Genomic DNA, 16,687 nt, shown 5'->3' on the forward strand with positions numbered 1-16,687 from the left:
CACCATCCCGGAGTCCTGTCCTCCGGTGGGGCATGATGTGGCTCATGGGGACCGAGGGGGAGAGCTTCCGTGTGATCGCCGGGCGGTACCGCCTGGAGGCGAGGGTCGGCCGGGGCGGCATGGGTGTCGTCTGGCGGGCGACCGACCAGCTGCTCGAACGGCGGGTCGCGGTCAAGGAGCTGACGCAGGACACCTCCCTCTCCATCGACGAGGCCAGGCTGCGACGCGAGCGCACCCTGCGTGAGGCGCGCGCGGTCGCCCAGTTGAGCCACCCGCACATCATCGTTGTGCACGATGTCGTCGAGGACGACGAACGCCCGTACATCGTCATGGAGTTGATCGACGGCGGCTCGCTCGCCGACCGGATCTCCCAGCGCGGCCCGGTCGACGCCGACGAGGCCGCCCGTATCGGCATCGCCCTGCTGGGCGCCCTCGGGACCGCCCATGCGGCAGGTGTGCTGCACCGGGACATCAAGCCCGCGAACGTGCTCCTCGAGGACGCCACCGACCGGATCGTCCTCACCGACTTCGGTATCGCCCAGGTCGCGGGCGCCACCACGCTCACCGAAACCGGCTCCTTCGTCGGCTCGCCCGAATACACGGCACCCGAACGGATGTCCGGCGTCAGAACCGGCCCGGAGTCCGACCTGTGGTCGCTCGGCGCGCTCCTGTGCACGGCCCTGAGCGGCGAGTCGCCGTTCCGGCGCGACTCGTTGGGCGGCATCCTGCACGCCGTGGTGATGGACGAGGTACGGCCACCGGCGCAGGCCGCGCCGCTCCTGCCCGTCGTACGGGGGCTCCTCGAACGCGATCCGGAGCGGCGCCTCGACGCGGCGGAGGCGGAACGGATGCTGCGGGCGTTCCGGGCGACCGGGCGGACGCCGAAGCTGACGGCCGGATACACCCCGGGCCGGCAGCAGACCCAGACCCAGCGACGCGAGGAGTCCGGCGGCCGGGAGGCGAAGGCGACGCCGACGCCTTTTCGCCGTACGGCCACTGCCCGTACGGCTGCCGTGGGCACGGCGGACCAGTCGCCGCGGCCTGCGGGACGGACCGCGCTCGTCGCCGCGGTGCTGGTCGCCGCGCTGGCGGGGGCGGGGGTCTCCGCGGCGGCGCTGCTGATGAACGCCGGGGACGACGGGGGCAAAAGACCGGGGAGCACCACGACAACGACGGCGACGGCCACGGTGTCGGGCAAGGCCACCGACACCGGCACCTCCACGGCGACGGCGTCGGGGGCGGGGTCGGGGTCTGGGGCGTCCAGTGATGCGTCCGCGACGCCCGGTGCGACCGTGCCCTCCGCCTCCTCCCGGACCGCCCCCTCCGGCTACCGCCTCGCCCGCGACCCGCGCGGCTTCTCGCTCGCCGTTCCGGACGACTTCACGCGCACCGAACAGAAGGAGCGGGTCTTCTATCTGTCGCCGGGGGAGACCTTCCGGCTCGGGATCAAGGTCGTCGCCCCCCAACCGGGCGGCCCGCTCGCGGTGATGAAGCGCGCCGACGCGAGCGGTGCCTCCTCGAACCCCGGCTACCGCGACGGCCGGGTCACCGAGACGGTGCACGCCCAACATGCCGCCGCGCTCTGGGAGTTCACCTGGGACGGCTTCAGCGCGGCAGAGGGACCGCGGCACACCTACGACCTGTGCTGGGAGGAGGGCGGGCGGCTGTACGACGTGTGGGTGTCGGCGCCCGTCGGCAAGGTGCGGGAGGCCAAGGAGTACTTCGATGTCGCCCTGGACACCTTCGTGGCCGGCGGTTGATCCGCCCTGACAGGAAGCGGCGAGGTCAGCGGCGGACGGCTGCCCTGAGAAGCCCCGCCTTGCCTGTTCTGCCAACGCGCAGGGCGAACCCGCCCCCTGGACGGCTGACCGACTTCGCGTGCCAAAGTCCGCTGCGACGCCACCACTTGACCGCAGCCAGGTTCTTCGGCGGCTGGGGCAGGGGCAACACCCGTTCCCCGAGCCGCAGTTCACCGCTCCACAGACCCGGCCCCAGCTCGGCGACCGGCACATGGACGGTGAACTGCTCGCTGTGCGGGGGCCGTACGGCGGTGAGGACGACCGTGGCGGCCGTGTTCTCCGTGTTCTCCGTGTTCTCCGTGTTCCCCGGGTTCTCTGTGTTGCTGAGGTGCACGGTCAGTGCTCCGCGCGGGTACGCGCCCAGTGTGCAGCGGCCGGTGATCAGCAACTCGGTGGGCCGTCCCGCGTGCCAGCGGATGTTCCCGAAGGTGATCCGCTTCAGCACAGGGTGTTTGCGTTCGCCGAGGTCGATCGTGTAGTTGCCGTACGGAACGGTGGTGTAGAGGGTGACCGCCCGCCTGCCGCGTACGGTCTCCGTGATCCGTACGTCGGGTCGGCCGGGGAGCCGGTCGGCCCGGCTGCTGCCTATGCGCACCTCGCGGGTGAGCCCCTGTGCGCCGACCGCGAGGGAGATGTCCCACAGCCCGTCGTCGAGGGGCGCTCCGTCGGCGACGGTGTCGATGTCGATCTCCGCCTCGAAACCGGCCTTCTCGGCGCCGGTGACAGGCCTGACAGGCGTGACAGGCAGCAGGTACTGCGTTCCCGACTCCCGCTCGCGCAGGACGAGTTCGGTGGTGACGTCGTGGGTCTGCATCGGGTGCAGATACGCGTACCCGGCCAACCGGACCCGGGTGCCGCGCAGTTCGGCCTTCGTGATGTGGTGACGTATCTCCGGGTCCGCAGGCTCTGCCCGTTCCCCTGTCTCCGCCGTCTCGGACTGTCTGAGGGAATCCGTTTTCGGCACGGTCATCGTCACGTTCTCCAAACAGTGCGAAGTGCGAAGTGTGCAACGCGAATGCGCGCGCCGTGATCGGGTATGCGTGCCGACTGGATCGTGAACATACCGTGACCTGATCGTGCCTTCAAGGTATGGGTGCCGTGATGATCCAGCTCAGCGAGGTGGGTCCGGCACCCTTGAATGCCCGCTTTGTTCCCTCCGCGCGCGGGCAGATTACGAACTCTGCTAAAACGTCGACATGGACATGGGCAGCGGCGTGGGCATCGAACTGCTGGGGCGTGCGCACGCCCGGCAGCGCTGGGCGGCGCGCGGTGCGCTGGGAGCCGCGGTGCTGGCCGTACTGCTGCCGATCGGGTCCGCCGGCCTCGGCAGCCTGCTGCTCGCCGCGGTCAGCGTGGGCGGGGCCGCGCTCACCGCCGCCGGCCTGTGGTGGGCCCTCGCCCGGCGCGGCCTCGTGCGGGCGGTGGGAGCACTGCTCGCCGTCGCCACACCTGTCGCCGTCGTCGCCATCTTCGCCGCCGCCAACCTGCTGGCCCCGGCGACAGCCTCCCTCGTCCTGTGGGGCGCCGCCCTGTGGGCCGGCAAGTTCGCGCTGAGCAGCACCGGGTCCCATGTCGTTCCGGTCCGCGAGTACGAGGCGCCCGCGCCCGTCCGGCCCTTCCTCCTCATGAACCCGCGCTCGGGCGGTGGCAAGGTCGAGCGTTTCCGGCTGCGCGAGAAGGCGGAGCGGCTCGGCGCCCGCGTCCATCTGATCGACCCCGACAAGCCCGAGCCCGAGGACGTCGTCGCCCTGGCCAGGGAAGCGGTCGCGGCGGGCGCGGATCTGCTCGGCGTGGCCGGCGGCGACGGCACCCAGGCCCTCGTCGCGGGCGTCGCCGCCGAACACGGCCTGCCCTTCCTGGTCGTGTCCGCCGGTACGCGCAACCACTTCGCCATGGACCTCGGCCTCGACCGGGACGACCCGGCGACCTGTCTCGAGGCCCTCACCGACGCGGGCGGCGTGGAGCTGAAGGTGGATCTGGGCTTCCTCGACAGCGGCGCCGGCGGCGCGGACGACGGCGGTACGACGGACAGCCGCCCCTTCGTCAACAACGCCTCCTTCGGCGCGTACGCCTCGATCGTGCAGAGCCCCGCCTACCGGGACGACAAGGTCGGCACCACCCTGGGGCTGCTGCCCGAACTGCTCACCTTCGAGCGCGGCGCGACGCTGACCGCGCGGGCGTACCCGCAGTCGCCGAAGCAGTCGCCGCAGCAGTCGGGGGAGACGGTCGTGCACGCGCCGCAGGCCGTGCTGGTCAGCAACAACCGGTACCGCATGGACGACTTCGCCGGCCTCGGCCGCCGCGAGCGGCTGGACGCCGGTGTCCTCGGGGTGCTCGGCATCAAGGTCGAGGACGCGGCCCAGGCCGCAGAACTGCTGCTCGGCCGGTACGCGACCGGCCTGACCCTCGTCACCGCCCACGAGGTCGTCGTCGACGCAGACCGGCCCGAGATCGAGGTCGGCCTCGACGGCGAGGCCCTCGTCCTGCCCACCCCGGTCCGCTGCCGCGTCGAACCGGGCGCCCTGCGCGTCCGCGTCCCCCGGCACCGGCCCGGCGTACCCGCCCCGACGCCGCCCATGGACTGGCGGCGGCTGCGCAAACTGGCGGCCACGGTGGGCCGTACGGCACTGCCCAGCCGTACGACGGAGGCCCTGAACCGGCGTCGGCAGGCGTCGGCCCCGCAGGACAGGGACGGGGCATGAGCAACAGCGGGGAAGGCGGCGGCGCGGACAGGAACGGGGAGAACAGGGAGAGCGGGGAGGACAGGGCGCGCGGGGGGAGCGGCCAGCGGAGCAACAAGGGGGACGAAGGACGGCTGGTCGGTGGGCGGTACCGGCTGACCGAGCGCATCGGCTCCGGCGGCATGGGCACCGTGTGGCGGGCCCGGGACGAACTCGTCGAGCGTGAGGTCGCCGTCAAGCAGCCGAGGCTTCCCGGGGACCCGCAGGACGCCGCCCACCAGCGGATCGCCCACCGTCTCCACCGTGAGGCGCGGGCCGCCGCACGTGTCGACCATCCTTCGGCCGTCTCCGTCCACGATGTCGTCGTCGAGGACGGACTCCCCTGGATCGTCATGGAGTTGGTGCGCGGCGAGTCCCTGCACGAGCTGCTCCAGCGCGGCGCCCTCGACCCCGCCGAGTCCGCGCGCATCGGCCTCGCCGTGGTCGGCGCGCTGCGCGCCGCGCACTCCGTCGGGATCGTCCACCGGGACGTGAAACCGGCCAACGTGCTGCTCGGCCCGCACGGCCGGGTCGTCCTCACCGACTTCGGTATCGCCCACATCATGGGCGAGGAATCCCTCACCATGAGCGGGGAGTTCATCGGCTCCCTCGAGTTCGTCGCGCCCGAGCGCATGTCGGGCCGGGGCGCGGGCCCCTCCTCCGACCTCTGGTCGCTCGGCGTACTCCTGTACGCGGCCGTCGAGGGCTGGTCCCCCTTCCGCCGTACGACCCTCGAGTCCACGCTCGCCGCGATCCTCGCCGCCGAGCCGGTCCAGCCTCAACACGCGGGCCCGCTCGGCCCGTTGCTCGTACGAATGCTGGCGAAGGACCCCGCCGACCGTCCCGACGCGGAGGAGGTCGCGGCGGCCCTGGAGGCGGTGGCGAAGGGCTGGCCGCTGCCGAAGGCGCCGGAGAGCGGAGAGTCGACGAAGGCTCAGGAGCCGTCCGGGATAAGGGAGTTCGCGGACGACAAGGGGACGGTACGCCTGAAGGCCGACGACGCGACGCCGTCGCCCACGCCGACATCGATGCCAACACCGATGCCGACACCGACACCGACACCGACGCCGGCACCGACGCCGGCACCAGCGCCCGCGCCCGAGTCCCCGGCCGAGACCGGGCCCGAATCCGACCCCGGGCCCGAGACGGCCGCACCCGGCACCTCCGCCTCCGGCACCCCCGTACCCGAGGCGCCCGGCCCGAAGCCCTCCGCCGAGACCCGCGCCACGGCGCTGCCCGACCCGAAGCCGGCGCGTCGCCGACGGCCCTTGCGGGTGACCCTCGCGGTCCTGGCCGCCGCCGTCGCGCTCGTGGGTGCGGGCATGCTGGTCGAGAACACGATTCTCGAGACCAGCGGCGAGACCAGCGGCGAGGACACGGCGGCCGCAGGCCGCGAGCCGAGCGGCACCTCGGGCGGCGTACCCACCTCCGTGCCCGCGCCGACGGAGGTGCTGCCGACCCTCGACAGCTGGCTGGCCCATGACGAGAAGGACCTGAAGGCGGTCCTCGCCCTGCCTCGCCAGTACGTTCGTTTCCATGAGCAGGGCGACGCCGTCGACCAGCCCCGGATGGCGATCTACGACAACGACGCGGTCATCCAGGTCCGCCTCACCCTCTGGGACAAGGCGCCCCGCTCACCGCTCGGCCAGGCGCAGGAAGCCGCCGAAACCTGGTCGGGATACGGCCAGTCGCACACCCAGTACACCGACACGACCGTCGCCGGCTTCAAGGCGGTCCAGGCCGACACCACCTATGACACCGAGGGCAGGCTCGTCCGCGTCATGCAGGTGGAGATCCTGACCGACGACGGAAGGCTGTACGAGCTGCGTGTCGACATGCCCAAGGGGACGGCGAACGAGAAGCGGGGGATGGACGTCTTCAAGGGGGCGCGCGACCGACTGAAGATCCAGCGGCAGTGAGCCTGAAGTGATTTATCGCGCTGTTCCCGCCGGGCAGACGGTACGACCTCGCACGACCAACGCCCTGATCAGCGGTTTCGTTGCCAGTGATCACTGGCAGCATGGCCGCTGGCCTGCGAGGCAGGCGAATCCGAGTTACCCATGGGTATCCAAAGCCTGCGAGTCCGTCATACCCTGCGGCTCATGACGGACTCGCAGGCCCCGGTAAAGCCCGGCACCGACGCCCCCACCGGTACGAACCCCCTGGCACCCGCGCCCACAGGCGCCCGCACCGCCGCCGACGTGGTCACCCCCGAGCTGGTCGCCCAGCTCACCAAGGGTGTCGTCGGCTCCGGTCGCACCGCCAACCACACCCCGTTCACCGGCGAGAAGCTGGCCGACCTGCCCGAGTCGACCCCCGAGGACGTGGAGAAGGCGTACGAGCGGGCCCGCGCCGCGCAGACCGTCTGGGAGCAGACCCCGGTACGGCAGCGCGCGGCGGTGCTGCTCCGCTTCCACGACCTGGTGCTGGAACGCCAGGCGGAGGTCCTCGACCTCATCCAGCTGGAGACCGGCAAGGCCCGTCTGCACGCCCACGAGGAGGTCCAGGCCGTCGCCGTGGCCTCCCGTCACTACGGTCGCATGGCCTCCCGGTACCTGAAGCCGAAGCGGCACGCCGGCGCGATGCCCACCCTCACCAAGGTCACCGAACTGCGGCACGCGCGCGGGGTGGTTGGCCAGATCGCCCCCTGGAACTACCCGCTGGAGCTGTCGGTCGGCGACGCGATCCCCGCCTTCGTCGCGGGCAACGCGGTCGTGATGAAGCCGGACACGGAGACCTGTCTGACGGCCCTGTGGGCCCGGGACCTGCTGATCGAGGCCGGTCTGCCCGCCGATGTCTTCCAGGTCGTCCTCGGCGAGGGCCCGGTCGTCGGCCCCGAGGTCGTCAGGCACGCCGACTACGTCTCCTTCACCGGCTCCACCCGCACCGGCCGCGAGGTCGCGCAGGGCGCCGCCGCGCGTCTGGTCGGCGTGTCGCTCGAACTCGGCGGCAAGAACGCCATGTTGGTCTTGGACGACGCCGACATAGAGAAGGCGGCGGCGGGCGCGGTCCGGGCCTGCTTCTCCTCCGCCGGTCAACTCTGCATCTCCATCGAGCGGTTGTACGTCCACGAGTCGATCGCGGACGCCTTCGTCGAGCGCTTCGCCGCCCGCACCAAGGCGATGCGGCTCGGCAAGTCCCTTGCGTACGGCGCCGACATGGGGTCGCTGGTCGGTGAGCGCCAGCTGGAGACGGTGACGCGGCACGTGGACGAGGCGGTCGCGAAGGGCGCGAAGGTCATCGCGGGCGGCACCGCACGCCCGGACATCGGCCCGTACTTCTACGAGCCGACCATCCTCGACGGCGTCGAGACCCCGATGGCCATCTGCTCGGAGGAGACCTTCGGACCGGTCGTCTCGATCTACCGTTTCAAGACGGACGACGAGGCGGTGGCCCTCGCCAACTCCACTCCGTACGGCCTGAATTCCTCCGTCTGGACGAAGAACGGCGCCCGTGGCCGCGCCGTCGCCGCCCGTGTGCGCTGCGGCACGGTCAACGTCAACGAGGGCTACGCGGCGGCGTACGGCAGCGTCCAGTCGCCGATGGGCGGCATGAAGGACTCCGGGCTCGGCCGCCGCCACGGCTCCGAGGGCATCCTCAAGTACACCGAGGCCCAGACGGTCGCCCAGCAGCGACTGCTGCCGCTGGCTCCCGCCCTGGGCATGGACGACGAGAAGTACGCGGAGTTCATGAGCAGGAGCCTCAAGGTGATGAAGGCACTGAGGCTGCGGTAGGGCCCGCCTCAAGGGCCGCGTCCAGCAAGGTCTGTTCTCAACGAGGAGAGCAAGTGTCGTACGACTACGACGTCATCGTGGTGGGCTCCGGCTTCGGGGGTTCCGTCACCGCCCTGCGCCTGACCGAGAAGGGGTACCGGGTCGGCGTACTGGAGGCGGGCCGCCGTTTCACGCGCGACACGCTTCCCCGCAACTCCTGGGACCTGAAGAACTACCTGTGGGCGCCCAGGCTCGGGATGTACGGCATCCAGCGCATCCATCTGCTGGGCAACGTGATGGTGCTGGCGGGCGCGGGTGTCGGCGGAGGTTCGCTGAACTACGCCAACACCCTCTACGTACCGCCGAAGCAGTTCTTCGACGACCCGCAGTGGCGTGACATCACCGACTGGCAGGAGGAGTTGAGTCCGTACTACGACCAGGCCCGGCGCATGCTCGGCGTACGGCTCAACCCGACGATGACCCCCTCCGACGTCCATCTCAAGGCGGCGGCCGAGCGGATGGGCGTCGGCGACACCTTCCACATGGCGCCGGTGGGTGTCTTCTTCGGGGACGGCGCGGACGCCGAGGGAGCGACCAAGGTGCGGCCGGGGGACGAGGCCCCCGACCCGTACTTCGGCGGCGCGGGGCCCGACCGCAAGGCGTGCACCGAGTGCGGTGAGTGCATGACGGGCTGTCGGCACGGCGCGAAGAACACCCTCAACGAGAACTACCTTTACCTCGCCGAGAAGGCGGGCGCGGTCGTCCACCCGCTGACGACGGTCGTGTCCCTCACGGACGACTCGCGCGGCGGCTACGCGGTCGCCACCCTCCCCACCGACGCGAAGAAGAGCGGGGGCCGGACCTTCACCGCCCGACGCGTCGTCCTCGCGGCCGGTACGTACGGCACCCAGACCCTGCTGCACCGGATGAAGTCGGGCGGTCAACTCCCGTATCTCTCCGACCGGTTGGGCGAGCTGACCCGTACCAACTCGGAGGCGCTGGTCGGCGCCCAGACCGACAACCGCCGCTACCGCAGAGCGACCGGGGAGACGAAGGCCGACTTCACGCGCGGAGTCGCCATCACGTCCTCGATCCATCCCGACGAGAACACCCACGTCGAGCCGGTCCGCTACGGCAAGGGATCGAACTCGATGGGCGGCCTGTCCATCCTTCAAGTCCCTTACGCGGAAGGGTCGTCCAGGGCCCTGGGCTGGCTGGCGAACGCCGCCCGCCACCCGCTTCTCATCCTCCGCTCGATCTCCAACCGCCATTGGTCGGAACGGACCATCATCGGCCTGGTGATGCAGTCCCTGGACAACTCGCTGACCACCTATCTGAAGCCGAAGGGCGCGGGCAGAGGCCTTTTGACGGCCCGTCAGGGTCATGGCTCGCCCAACCCCAAGCAGATCAGGGCCGCGACGGAGAGCGCCACAGCGCTCGCCGCGGAGATCAACGGCTTCGCCGGCAGCAACGTGGGCGAGCTGATGGGCATGCCGCTGACCGCCCACTTCCTCGGCGGCTGCGCGATCGGCGGCTCACGGGAGACGGGCGTGATCGACCCCTACCACCGCCTGTACGGCCATGAGGGCATCTCGGTGGTCGACGGCGCCGCGGTCTCCGCGAACCTGGGCGTCAACCCGTCCCTCACGATCACCGCCCAGGCCGAACGCGCGATGTCGTACTGGCCGAACAAGGGCGAGGCGGACCCGCGCCCGGCCCAGGGTGCCGCGTACGAGCGACTGCAGCCGGTCGAGCCGAAGGCGCCGGCGGTCCCGGCGGACGCGTTCGGCGCCCTGCGCCTGCCGTTCCTCGGGATACCGACGGTGCCGAAGAAGGCGTAACGGCAGGTCCGGAACACGCACACGTAGGTTCAGAACAGCAGGTCCAGAAAATAAGAGAAGGCCCGCGAAAATAAGAGAAGGACCCGCGCCCCCCTCCGAGCGCAGGTCCTTCTCTAGTTCGTGCCGGAGGCTTACGCCTCCGTGCCCGCCTTGCGGCGACGCATCGCGAACACCGCGCCCGCACCGGCGACGACGGCGACACCGCCGACCAGGCCGATCATCGGCAGGGCGGAGCTGGAGCCGGTGTCGGCGAGGTTGCCGGTCGGCAGGGCGGAGACATCACCCTGGGGCTTGTGGGGCGAGTCCTTGGAGCCGTTGTCGCTCGGCGTGGCCGTACCCGGGTCGGTGTTCGGGGCGCCGGCCTTCAGGACCTGGAAGTCGTACTGGGCCCAGCCCTCGGCGATGCAGTCCTGGCCGTCGACGTTGTCGATGTAGGCGCCGGAGCCGAAGGAGTAGGCGTCGCCCGCGGGCGCACCCTTGGCGATGCTGAGGCGCAGGTCGACGGACTGGCTCGCCTTGCCCTTCAGCTTGTCGACGTAGAAGAAGTAGTCACCGGCCCACTCGTCGTCGCCGACCCGGTCCCAGGCGCCGGTCTCGGGGTTCTTGAACTCCAGGTCGACGTACGGGCTCAGGAACTTCGCCTCGTCGACCTCGTAGTTCTCGACCTCGGCGTAGAAGGCGACGCCCTTGATGTCGGCCGACGAGTCGTTGGTGACGATCAGCTTGAAGTTGTGGAAACCGTCACCCGCGACGATCTTGCCCGGCAGGCCCTTGATGTCCGCGGACACCTGGGCGTTGCTGTAGCTCTCGTCGAGGTCCTCACAGAACGGGACGTCCGGGTCCGACGGCTCCTCGCTCGGCTCGGCGGTGGCCGTGGCCGAGTCGGACGGGGTCGGTGAGGGCGAGGTGGAGTCAGTCGTGCTCGCGCTCGGCGAGGCGCTGCTCGACGACGGGCCGCCGGACGGCAGGCTGGTGCCGGTGGGTGCGGAGGCCGTGGGCGTCGCCGAAGCCGTGTCGCTCGGTGCCTGCGAGGGCGTCTCGGTGACCGTCGTCTCGGTCGGGGTGGCCGAGGGCGAGCCTTCGGCGAACGCGTAGGGCGCGGACAGCAGGGCGAGCGGGGCTATGACAGCCGTCGCCGCTGCTGCGGCCATGGCACGGCGAAGCTTCATGAAGACCTCAAGACCTCAGGACGTTCCAGGTGAGGGGCACGGGACGTGGCCCCTGGTTCTGAACGTGTGACATGCGGCGGCTGTGAATGGTTGCTCTTCGCTCACAGAAAACTTATGTGTGCTGGGTCACATTTGAGGGGGTGAGGGTGATGGGGTCGGCGAGAGGCGTTTGGTCGCCGGGAGTGGCAATGGCAAAGGGCCCCGCGGGGCGGAGCCGCGGGGCCCTTCTCCGTCAGCACCGGCGTCAGGGCAGCGCCGGTGCCTGGGGGAAGCGGCGCCGGGGGGTTGCGCCGCATTGATGGTCTGCATCCATGGTCCCGTCCGGCGTGCGAGGGGGCGCACGCATGGTCTGGACCAATGGCGGTCGGGGGTCGCGAGCAATGCACTTGCCCGCCAAGGGACTTGGGTTTGCCGCTTGGTTTGTTCTTGCATCGTGCTGGAAGGTCACGGAGTACGCAACCTTTTGACCCGGGCTCGTACTTTTTGGCCCTTGTGCTTGCAGTCGACTGTGCTGTGCCGGCCGGCCCCGGGCGTCCCCGGAGCCGACCGTTCTCTGGGGTGACCGGGCTGCTGTCCCCTGCCGTCCGGTCACAACCCTGGAGCCACGCGTGGTTTGTGCGGGCCCGCCCCTGGCTGGCACGGACACCGGTACCAACGAAAGCCGCGTACGCCGGTCACGCACCGGACGGGTGAGAAGGCGCCCGAACTCAGATACGACCCCGGCACAGCTCCAGCAACGTCATGGCGAGGGAGGTGCCGGGCCGGCCCAGCGCGTCCCGGTAGTGACTGAGGACGTCCATCTCGCGGGACAGGTTCACGCGCCGGCCGCCCGAGGCGATCCGCGACTCCTGGATCACCGCGGACACGGCCATCCGCTCCTGGACGAGACCGATGATCCGGTCGTCCAGCGCGTCGATGCGTTCCCGTGCGCCGGCGATCACATCGGCGGCCTCGGGGGTACGGGCACCGGTCACATCGAGAGAGGTCATGGGGGGCTCCTTGTCGGAAGGGTGCCCCGGACCGGCAGGACCCGGAAACGACAGACGCCCCGGGCCTTGTCGGCCCGGGGCGCCTGGGAAGTCGCTTGTCAGTTGCTCAAGCAGCACGACCATGGCAGCCGGTGGGCCGGTTGCCATAGGTAAAGACGAAGGTCGCCGTGTGCGTGAACATGGGGGCCAGTATGCACGGGCACGGGCATCTTTCCAAGGCGGGGGCACCTTCAGCCCGTCCGGGGGTCGTCCCCCCTCTGGGGGAGATCGAGGACAAGGCCCGTTCAGGGCCGTAGCCGGGGGGGGCCTGGGGGCGGCAGCCCCCGGAGACGGCGAGGTGTCCGACCCCGACCCCGGTAGAATCGGTGGCACAGACCCCCGCCCAACCGCCGGAAGGCCCCCGTGTCAGCAGCGACCCCCGCCCCCGACACCGTCCTGGTCGTCGATTTCGGTGCGCAGTACGCCCAGCTCATCGCCCGCCGAGTCCGCGAGGCCCGGGTCTACAGCGAGATCGTGCCGAGCACCATGCCGGTCGAGGAGATGCTCGCCAAGAACCCGGCCGCGATCATCCTCTCCGGCGGCCCCTCGTCGGTCTACGCGGAGGGCGCCCCGCGCCTGGACCGCGCGATCTTCGAGGCCGGCGTCCCCGTCTTCGGCATGTGCTACGGCTTCCAGCTGATGGCCACCACCCTCGGCGGCACGGTCGACAACTCCGGAGCCCGTGAGTACGGCCGCACACCGCTGTCCGTCACCAAGACGTCCTCCACCCTCTTCGAGGGCACTCCGGCGGACCAGTCGGTGTGGATGTCCCACGGTGATGCCTGCTCCGCCGCCCCCGAGGGCTTCTCGGTCACGGCGTCCACGGACGTCGTCCCGGTCGCCGCCTTCGAGAACGACGAGAAGAAGCTGTACGGGGTCCAGTACCACCCCGAGGTCATGCACTCCACGCACGGCCAGCAGGTCCTCGAACACTTCCTCTACCGGGGCGCGGGCCTGACCCCGTCCTGGACCACCGGCAACGTCATCGAGGAGCAGGTGGCGCTGATCCGCGAGCAGGTCGGCGACAAGCGCGCCGTCTGCGGCCTCTCCGGCGGCGTGGACTCGGCGGTCGCCGCAGCCCTCGTCCAGAAGGCCATCGGCTCCCAGCTGACCTGCGTCTATGTCGACCACGGCCTGATGCGCAAGGGTGAGACCGAGCAGGTCGAGAAGGACTTCGTCGCCTCCACCGGTGTCACGCTGAAGGTCGTCGACGCCGAGGAGCGGTTCCTGAAGGCGCTCGCCGGGGTCTCCGATCCCGAGGAGAAGCGGAAGATCATCGGACGCGAGTTCATCCGCGTCTTCGAGCAGGCGCAGGCCGAGATCATCGCGGACGAGGGTCCCGAGGTCGCCTTCCTCGTTCAGGGCACCCTCTACCCCGATGTGGTCGAGTCCGGTGGCGGTACCGGCACCGCCAACATCAAGTCCCACCACAACGTGGGCGGGCTGCCCGAGGACCTCGAGTTCGAGCTGATCGAGCCGCTGCGCAAGCTGTTCAAGGACGAGGTCCGGATGGTCGGCCAGGAACTCGGCCTGCCGGAGGAGATCGTCCAGCGTCAGCCCTTCCCCGGCCCCGGCCTCGGCATCCGCATCGTCGGCGAGGTCACCAAGGACCGCCTCGACCTGCTGCGCGAGGCCGACGCGATCGCCCGCGAGGAACTCACCGCCGCCGGCCTCGACCGCGACATCTGGCAGTGCCCGGTGGTCCTCCTCGCGGACGTCCGCAGCGTCGGCGTCCAGGGCGACGGCCGTACGTACGGCCACCCGATCGTCCTGCGCCCGGTCTCCTCCGAGGACGCGATGACCGCCGACTGGTCCCGCCTCCCCTACGAGGTCCTGGCGAAGATCTCGACGCGCATCACCAACGAGGTCGCCGACGTCAACCGGGTCGTCCTCGACGTGACGAGCAAGCCGCCGGGCACCATCGAGTGGGAGTAGTCCCAGGGACCGTGCGGGTCACGTCCGCCTGAGAGCGCGTACCGGCTCTCCGGGCTGCCACACCTGGACGACCAGGTACTTCTCGTCCTCCACAGACGTCCGCACGACCTCCGTCAGCTCGGTACGGAAGAGGTGGAACGGCTCCGGCGGTTCCACCTCTTCGGTGTACGCGGCCTTGACCGCCGGATCCTCGACCTCGTACGCCCGCCCGCTGATCCGTACGTCGCCGCCGCCCAGGTCCGTCCCCGCGCCGGGGTTCGCCTGGAGGGCGAAGCGGGGGTCGCGGAGCAGGTCCCGTGCCTTGAGCGAGTCCGGCATCATGGCGAGCCACAACTCGCCGTTCAGGAAGCGCACCTCGAGGCCGGAGGTGCGCGGCGACCCGTCCTTGCGGAGGGTGGCGAGGGTGTGGTGGGTGAAGGCCCGGAAGCGTTTCTCGACGGTTTCGGCCAGGTCGGGTTCCGCTGTGGTGAATACTGCCCAGTTCATGGAGCCGAGTCTGACGCCGATACCCGACATCCCCTGACGTGTATTCGCCGCAGTTTCGTCCGACGTCCCGTCGGAGCCTCGGGTCCTGGCCCAGATATCTGTTTCATCACTTCGCAAACATCCCTGTTCTCCTGCGCGGACCGACGGTAACTTCCGCTCCGTAAAGGAACCCAGTGCTGGAGGACCTATGCACGGGCCCACTCCGCCCCTGCCGCTGCCCACCGACCAGCTGCAGTTCGCGATGCCCCCGATGTACGAGTCGCTCGACGACGAGCGCAGGCACCGCAAGGAACGGCTGGCCGGGGCCATCAGGCTGTTCGGACGGTTCGGCTTCGAGGACGGTGTCTCCGGGCACATCACGGCGCGCGACCCGGAGTACAGCAACTGCTTCTGGGTGAACCCCTTCGGGATGCCCTTCAAGCACGTCACCGTGAGCGACCTCGTCATGGCCAACCAGGACGGCCAGGTCATCGAGGGCCGCTACCACATCAACCAGGCCGCCTTCACCGTGCACGCCCAGGTGCACGCCGCCCGCCCGGACGTCGTCGCCGTGGCCCACTGCCACTCGGTGCACGGCCGCGCCCTGGCCGCCCTCGGCGACCTCCTCGACCCGATCACCCAGGAGAGCTGCGCCTTCTACGAGGACCACGCGCTGTACGACGCCTACACGGGCGTCGCCGTGGACGCCGACGAGGGCCGGCGCATCGCGTCCGCGCTGGGCTCCCGCAAGGCCCTCGTGCTGCGCAACCACGGGCTGCTCACGGTGGGCGACTCGGTGGACGCGGCGGCCTGGTGGTTCCTGTCGATGGAACGGTCGAGCCAGGTCCAGTTGACCGCGAGGGCGGCCGGCCGGCCCATCCTGATCGACCACAAACAGGCGGTCTCCACACGGGAGCAGCTCGGCGGGGACCTCGTCGCGTGGATCAACTACCAGCCCCTGTGGCGGGACATCAGCAGAAGCGAGCCGGATCTGCTGAGCTAGCCGAACCAGCGGTCCTGGGGACACCGGAAACCCCGCGCGCGGCCGAGAGCCCGGACGGGTCAGAAGCCTCGCAGGACGGCCGCTTTGGTGGTCGTGAACTCGTCGTCCGTGAGCACACCCTCGCGGTGCAGCTCGCCCAACTCCCGGAGCCTGCGCAGCAGTACGTCGTGGTGGTCGGACTGGGGCGGGACAGCGGGCGTGAGCCGGGGACGCTCCCCATGATCGACCGCCCGGGTGGAGGGGTGCGGCAGCCGGGCCGTGACCGCGGTCGCGACCAGCGCCGTGAGCAGGTCGCGGCGCGCGCTGCCCCACAGGTCGAGGGCGTAGGGGTCCTTCTCGGGCGGCAGCTTGGAGAACACCGACTCGCGGGTCACGAAGCGCATGAAGCCGTCCTCGTAGCCGGAGTTGGGCAGCCAGTCGACCTGGACGAGATCCTGCGTGGCGATGACGCGGGGGCCGGTGGCCCGTTTGACCCGGTCGGAGGTGTCGGCCCAGTCGATACGGACCCGCGTACCGTCGAACGACACCGTGCCGTCGCTGGAGCGCACCGACACCGGCACGGGCGGGCCCGGGAGCAGATACACCTTGGCGGGCTCCTCGTGCACCGGATCGAGGAGCAGGGCGTGGCGGATCTCCTCGGCGAGGTACTCGGCGATCCCGGACCGATCGATGTCCACGGTGAGCCGGTACGGATCGGCCGCGTCCGGCAGCCGTCCGCCGGTCGCCTGGAGCAGCGGGTCGGCTCCCTCGCGGAGCCTGAGCCGCAACCGCCCACGCTTGCGCTCGGGTTCGTAGACGACGCCCGAGACGGCCTCCAGGGGCACGGCGACCTCGCCGTACGTCTGCCGGAACAGGGGCACGGAACGGTGGAGCCCCGGCGTGATCCTGACCGTGCTGCCGTCGAAGGCCCAGGTCCCGTCGCGCTGGATGATCTCGGCCATACGTGAATTCTTGCAGCCGGGTCAACACGGGTGTCGCGGTTTCACTCGCACTTTCCGCTGCCGGGGCGGACCT

At 70.5% G+C, this 16,687-nt stretch carries 12 protein-coding genes; 7 read left to right on the forward strand and 5 right to left on the reverse strand.

Going from position 1 to position 16,687, the window contains the following annotated elements; all coding sequences use genetic code 11:
- Positions 1–44: 44 nt before the first annotated feature.
- Positions 45–1,760 (forward strand): serine/threonine-protein kinase, encoded by a 1,716-nt coding sequence (locus ABZ855_RS09735; protein WP_360803687.1) that lies wholly within the window; start codon positions 45–47, stop codon positions 1,758–1,760.
- A gap of 25 nt (positions 1,761–1,785) precedes the next feature.
- Here ABZ855_RS09735 and ABZ855_RS09740 read toward each other — a convergent pair whose 3' ends face one another.
- Entirely contained in the window at positions 1,786–2,769 is a 984-nt protein-coding gene (locus tag ABZ855_RS09740; protein ID WP_360803690.1) for a hypothetical protein, read from the reverse strand.
- A 244-nt stretch (positions 2,770–3,013) separates the two neighbouring features.
- Between ABZ855_RS09740 and ABZ855_RS09745 the strand changes: the two genes are divergently transcribed.
- The 4 genes from ABZ855_RS09745 (at position 3,014) to ABZ855_RS09760 (ending at position 10,073) form a co-directional block, all read left to right on the forward strand.
- Positions 3,014–4,501 carry a diacylglycerol kinase family protein gene (locus tag ABZ855_RS09745; protein ID WP_360804183.1) on the forward strand — a complete coding sequence of 496 codons (1,488 nt, stop codon included), beginning with the start codon at positions 3,014–3,016 and terminating at the stop codon, positions 4,499–4,501.
- The gene (locus ABZ855_RS09750) at positions 4,498–6,438 is read left to right on the forward strand and encodes a serine/threonine-protein kinase (protein ID WP_360803693.1); all 1,941 of its coding nucleotides are present in this window, start codon (positions 4,498–4,500) and stop codon (positions 6,436–6,438) included. Before ABZ855_RS09745 ends, ABZ855_RS09750 begins: the two co-directional genes overlap by 4 nt.
- A gap of 183 nt (positions 6,439–6,621) precedes the next feature.
- The gene (locus ABZ855_RS09755) at positions 6,622–8,253 is read left to right on the forward strand and encodes a succinic semialdehyde dehydrogenase (RefSeq protein ID WP_360803696.1); all 1,632 of its coding nucleotides are present in this window, start codon (positions 6,622–6,624) and stop codon (positions 8,251–8,253) included.
- A gap of 53 nt (positions 8,254–8,306) precedes the next feature.
- Entirely contained in the window at positions 8,307–10,073 is a 1,767-nt protein-coding gene (locus ABZ855_RS09760) for a GMC family oxidoreductase (protein WP_360803699.1), read from the forward strand.
- A 131-nt stretch (positions 10,074–10,204) separates the two neighbouring features.
- Here ABZ855_RS09760 and ABZ855_RS09765 read toward each other — a convergent pair whose 3' ends face one another.
- The gene (locus ABZ855_RS09765; protein ID WP_360803702.1) at positions 10,205–11,242 is read right to left on the reverse strand and encodes an LAETG motif-containing sortase-dependent surface protein; all 1,038 of its coding nucleotides are present in this window, start codon (positions 11,240–11,242) and stop codon (positions 10,205–10,207) included.
- Positions 11,243–11,949: 707 nt separating this feature from the next.
- Positions 11,950–12,231 carry a chorismate mutase gene (locus ABZ855_RS09770; protein WP_330288307.1) on the reverse strand — a complete coding sequence of 94 codons (282 nt, stop codon included), beginning with the start codon at positions 12,229–12,231 and terminating at the stop codon, positions 11,950–11,952.
- A gap of 402 nt (positions 12,232–12,633) precedes the next feature.
- Here ABZ855_RS09770 and guaA point away from each other — a divergent pair, with 402 nt between their 5' ends.
- Positions 12,634–14,205: a glutamine-hydrolyzing GMP synthase gene (gene guaA / locus ABZ855_RS09775; protein WP_360803706.1), complete on the forward strand. Its 1,572-nt coding sequence runs from the start codon at positions 12,634–12,636 to the stop codon at positions 14,203–14,205.
- A gap of 18 nt (positions 14,206–14,223) precedes the next feature.
- Here guaA and ABZ855_RS09780 read toward each other — a convergent pair whose 3' ends face one another.
- Positions 14,224–14,691 (reverse strand): pyridoxamine 5'-phosphate oxidase family protein, encoded by a 468-nt coding sequence (locus tag ABZ855_RS09780; RefSeq protein WP_360803710.1) that lies wholly within the window; start codon positions 14,689–14,691, stop codon positions 14,224–14,226.
- Positions 14,692–14,878: 187 nt separating this feature from the next.
- Between ABZ855_RS09780 and ABZ855_RS09785 the strand changes: the two genes are divergently transcribed.
- Positions 14,879–15,673 carry a class II aldolase/adducin family protein gene (locus ABZ855_RS09785; protein WP_360803713.1) on the forward strand — a complete coding sequence of 265 codons (795 nt, stop codon included), beginning with the start codon at positions 14,879–14,881 and terminating at the stop codon, positions 15,671–15,673.
- 59 nt (positions 15,674–15,732) lie between these two features.
- Here the strand turns inward: ABZ855_RS09785 and ABZ855_RS09790 are convergent, their stop codons facing one another.
- Positions 15,733–16,614, reverse strand: coding sequence for a DUF4429 domain-containing protein (locus ABZ855_RS09790; protein WP_360803716.1), 882 nt, complete (start codon positions 16,612–16,614; stop codon positions 15,733–15,735).
- Positions 16,615–16,687 lie beyond the last annotated feature (73 nt).

Source organism: Streptomyces sp. NPDC047042 (assembly GCF_040644035.1).
Classification (GTDB): Bacteria; Actinomycetota; Actinomycetes; order Streptomycetales; family Streptomycetaceae; genus Streptomyces.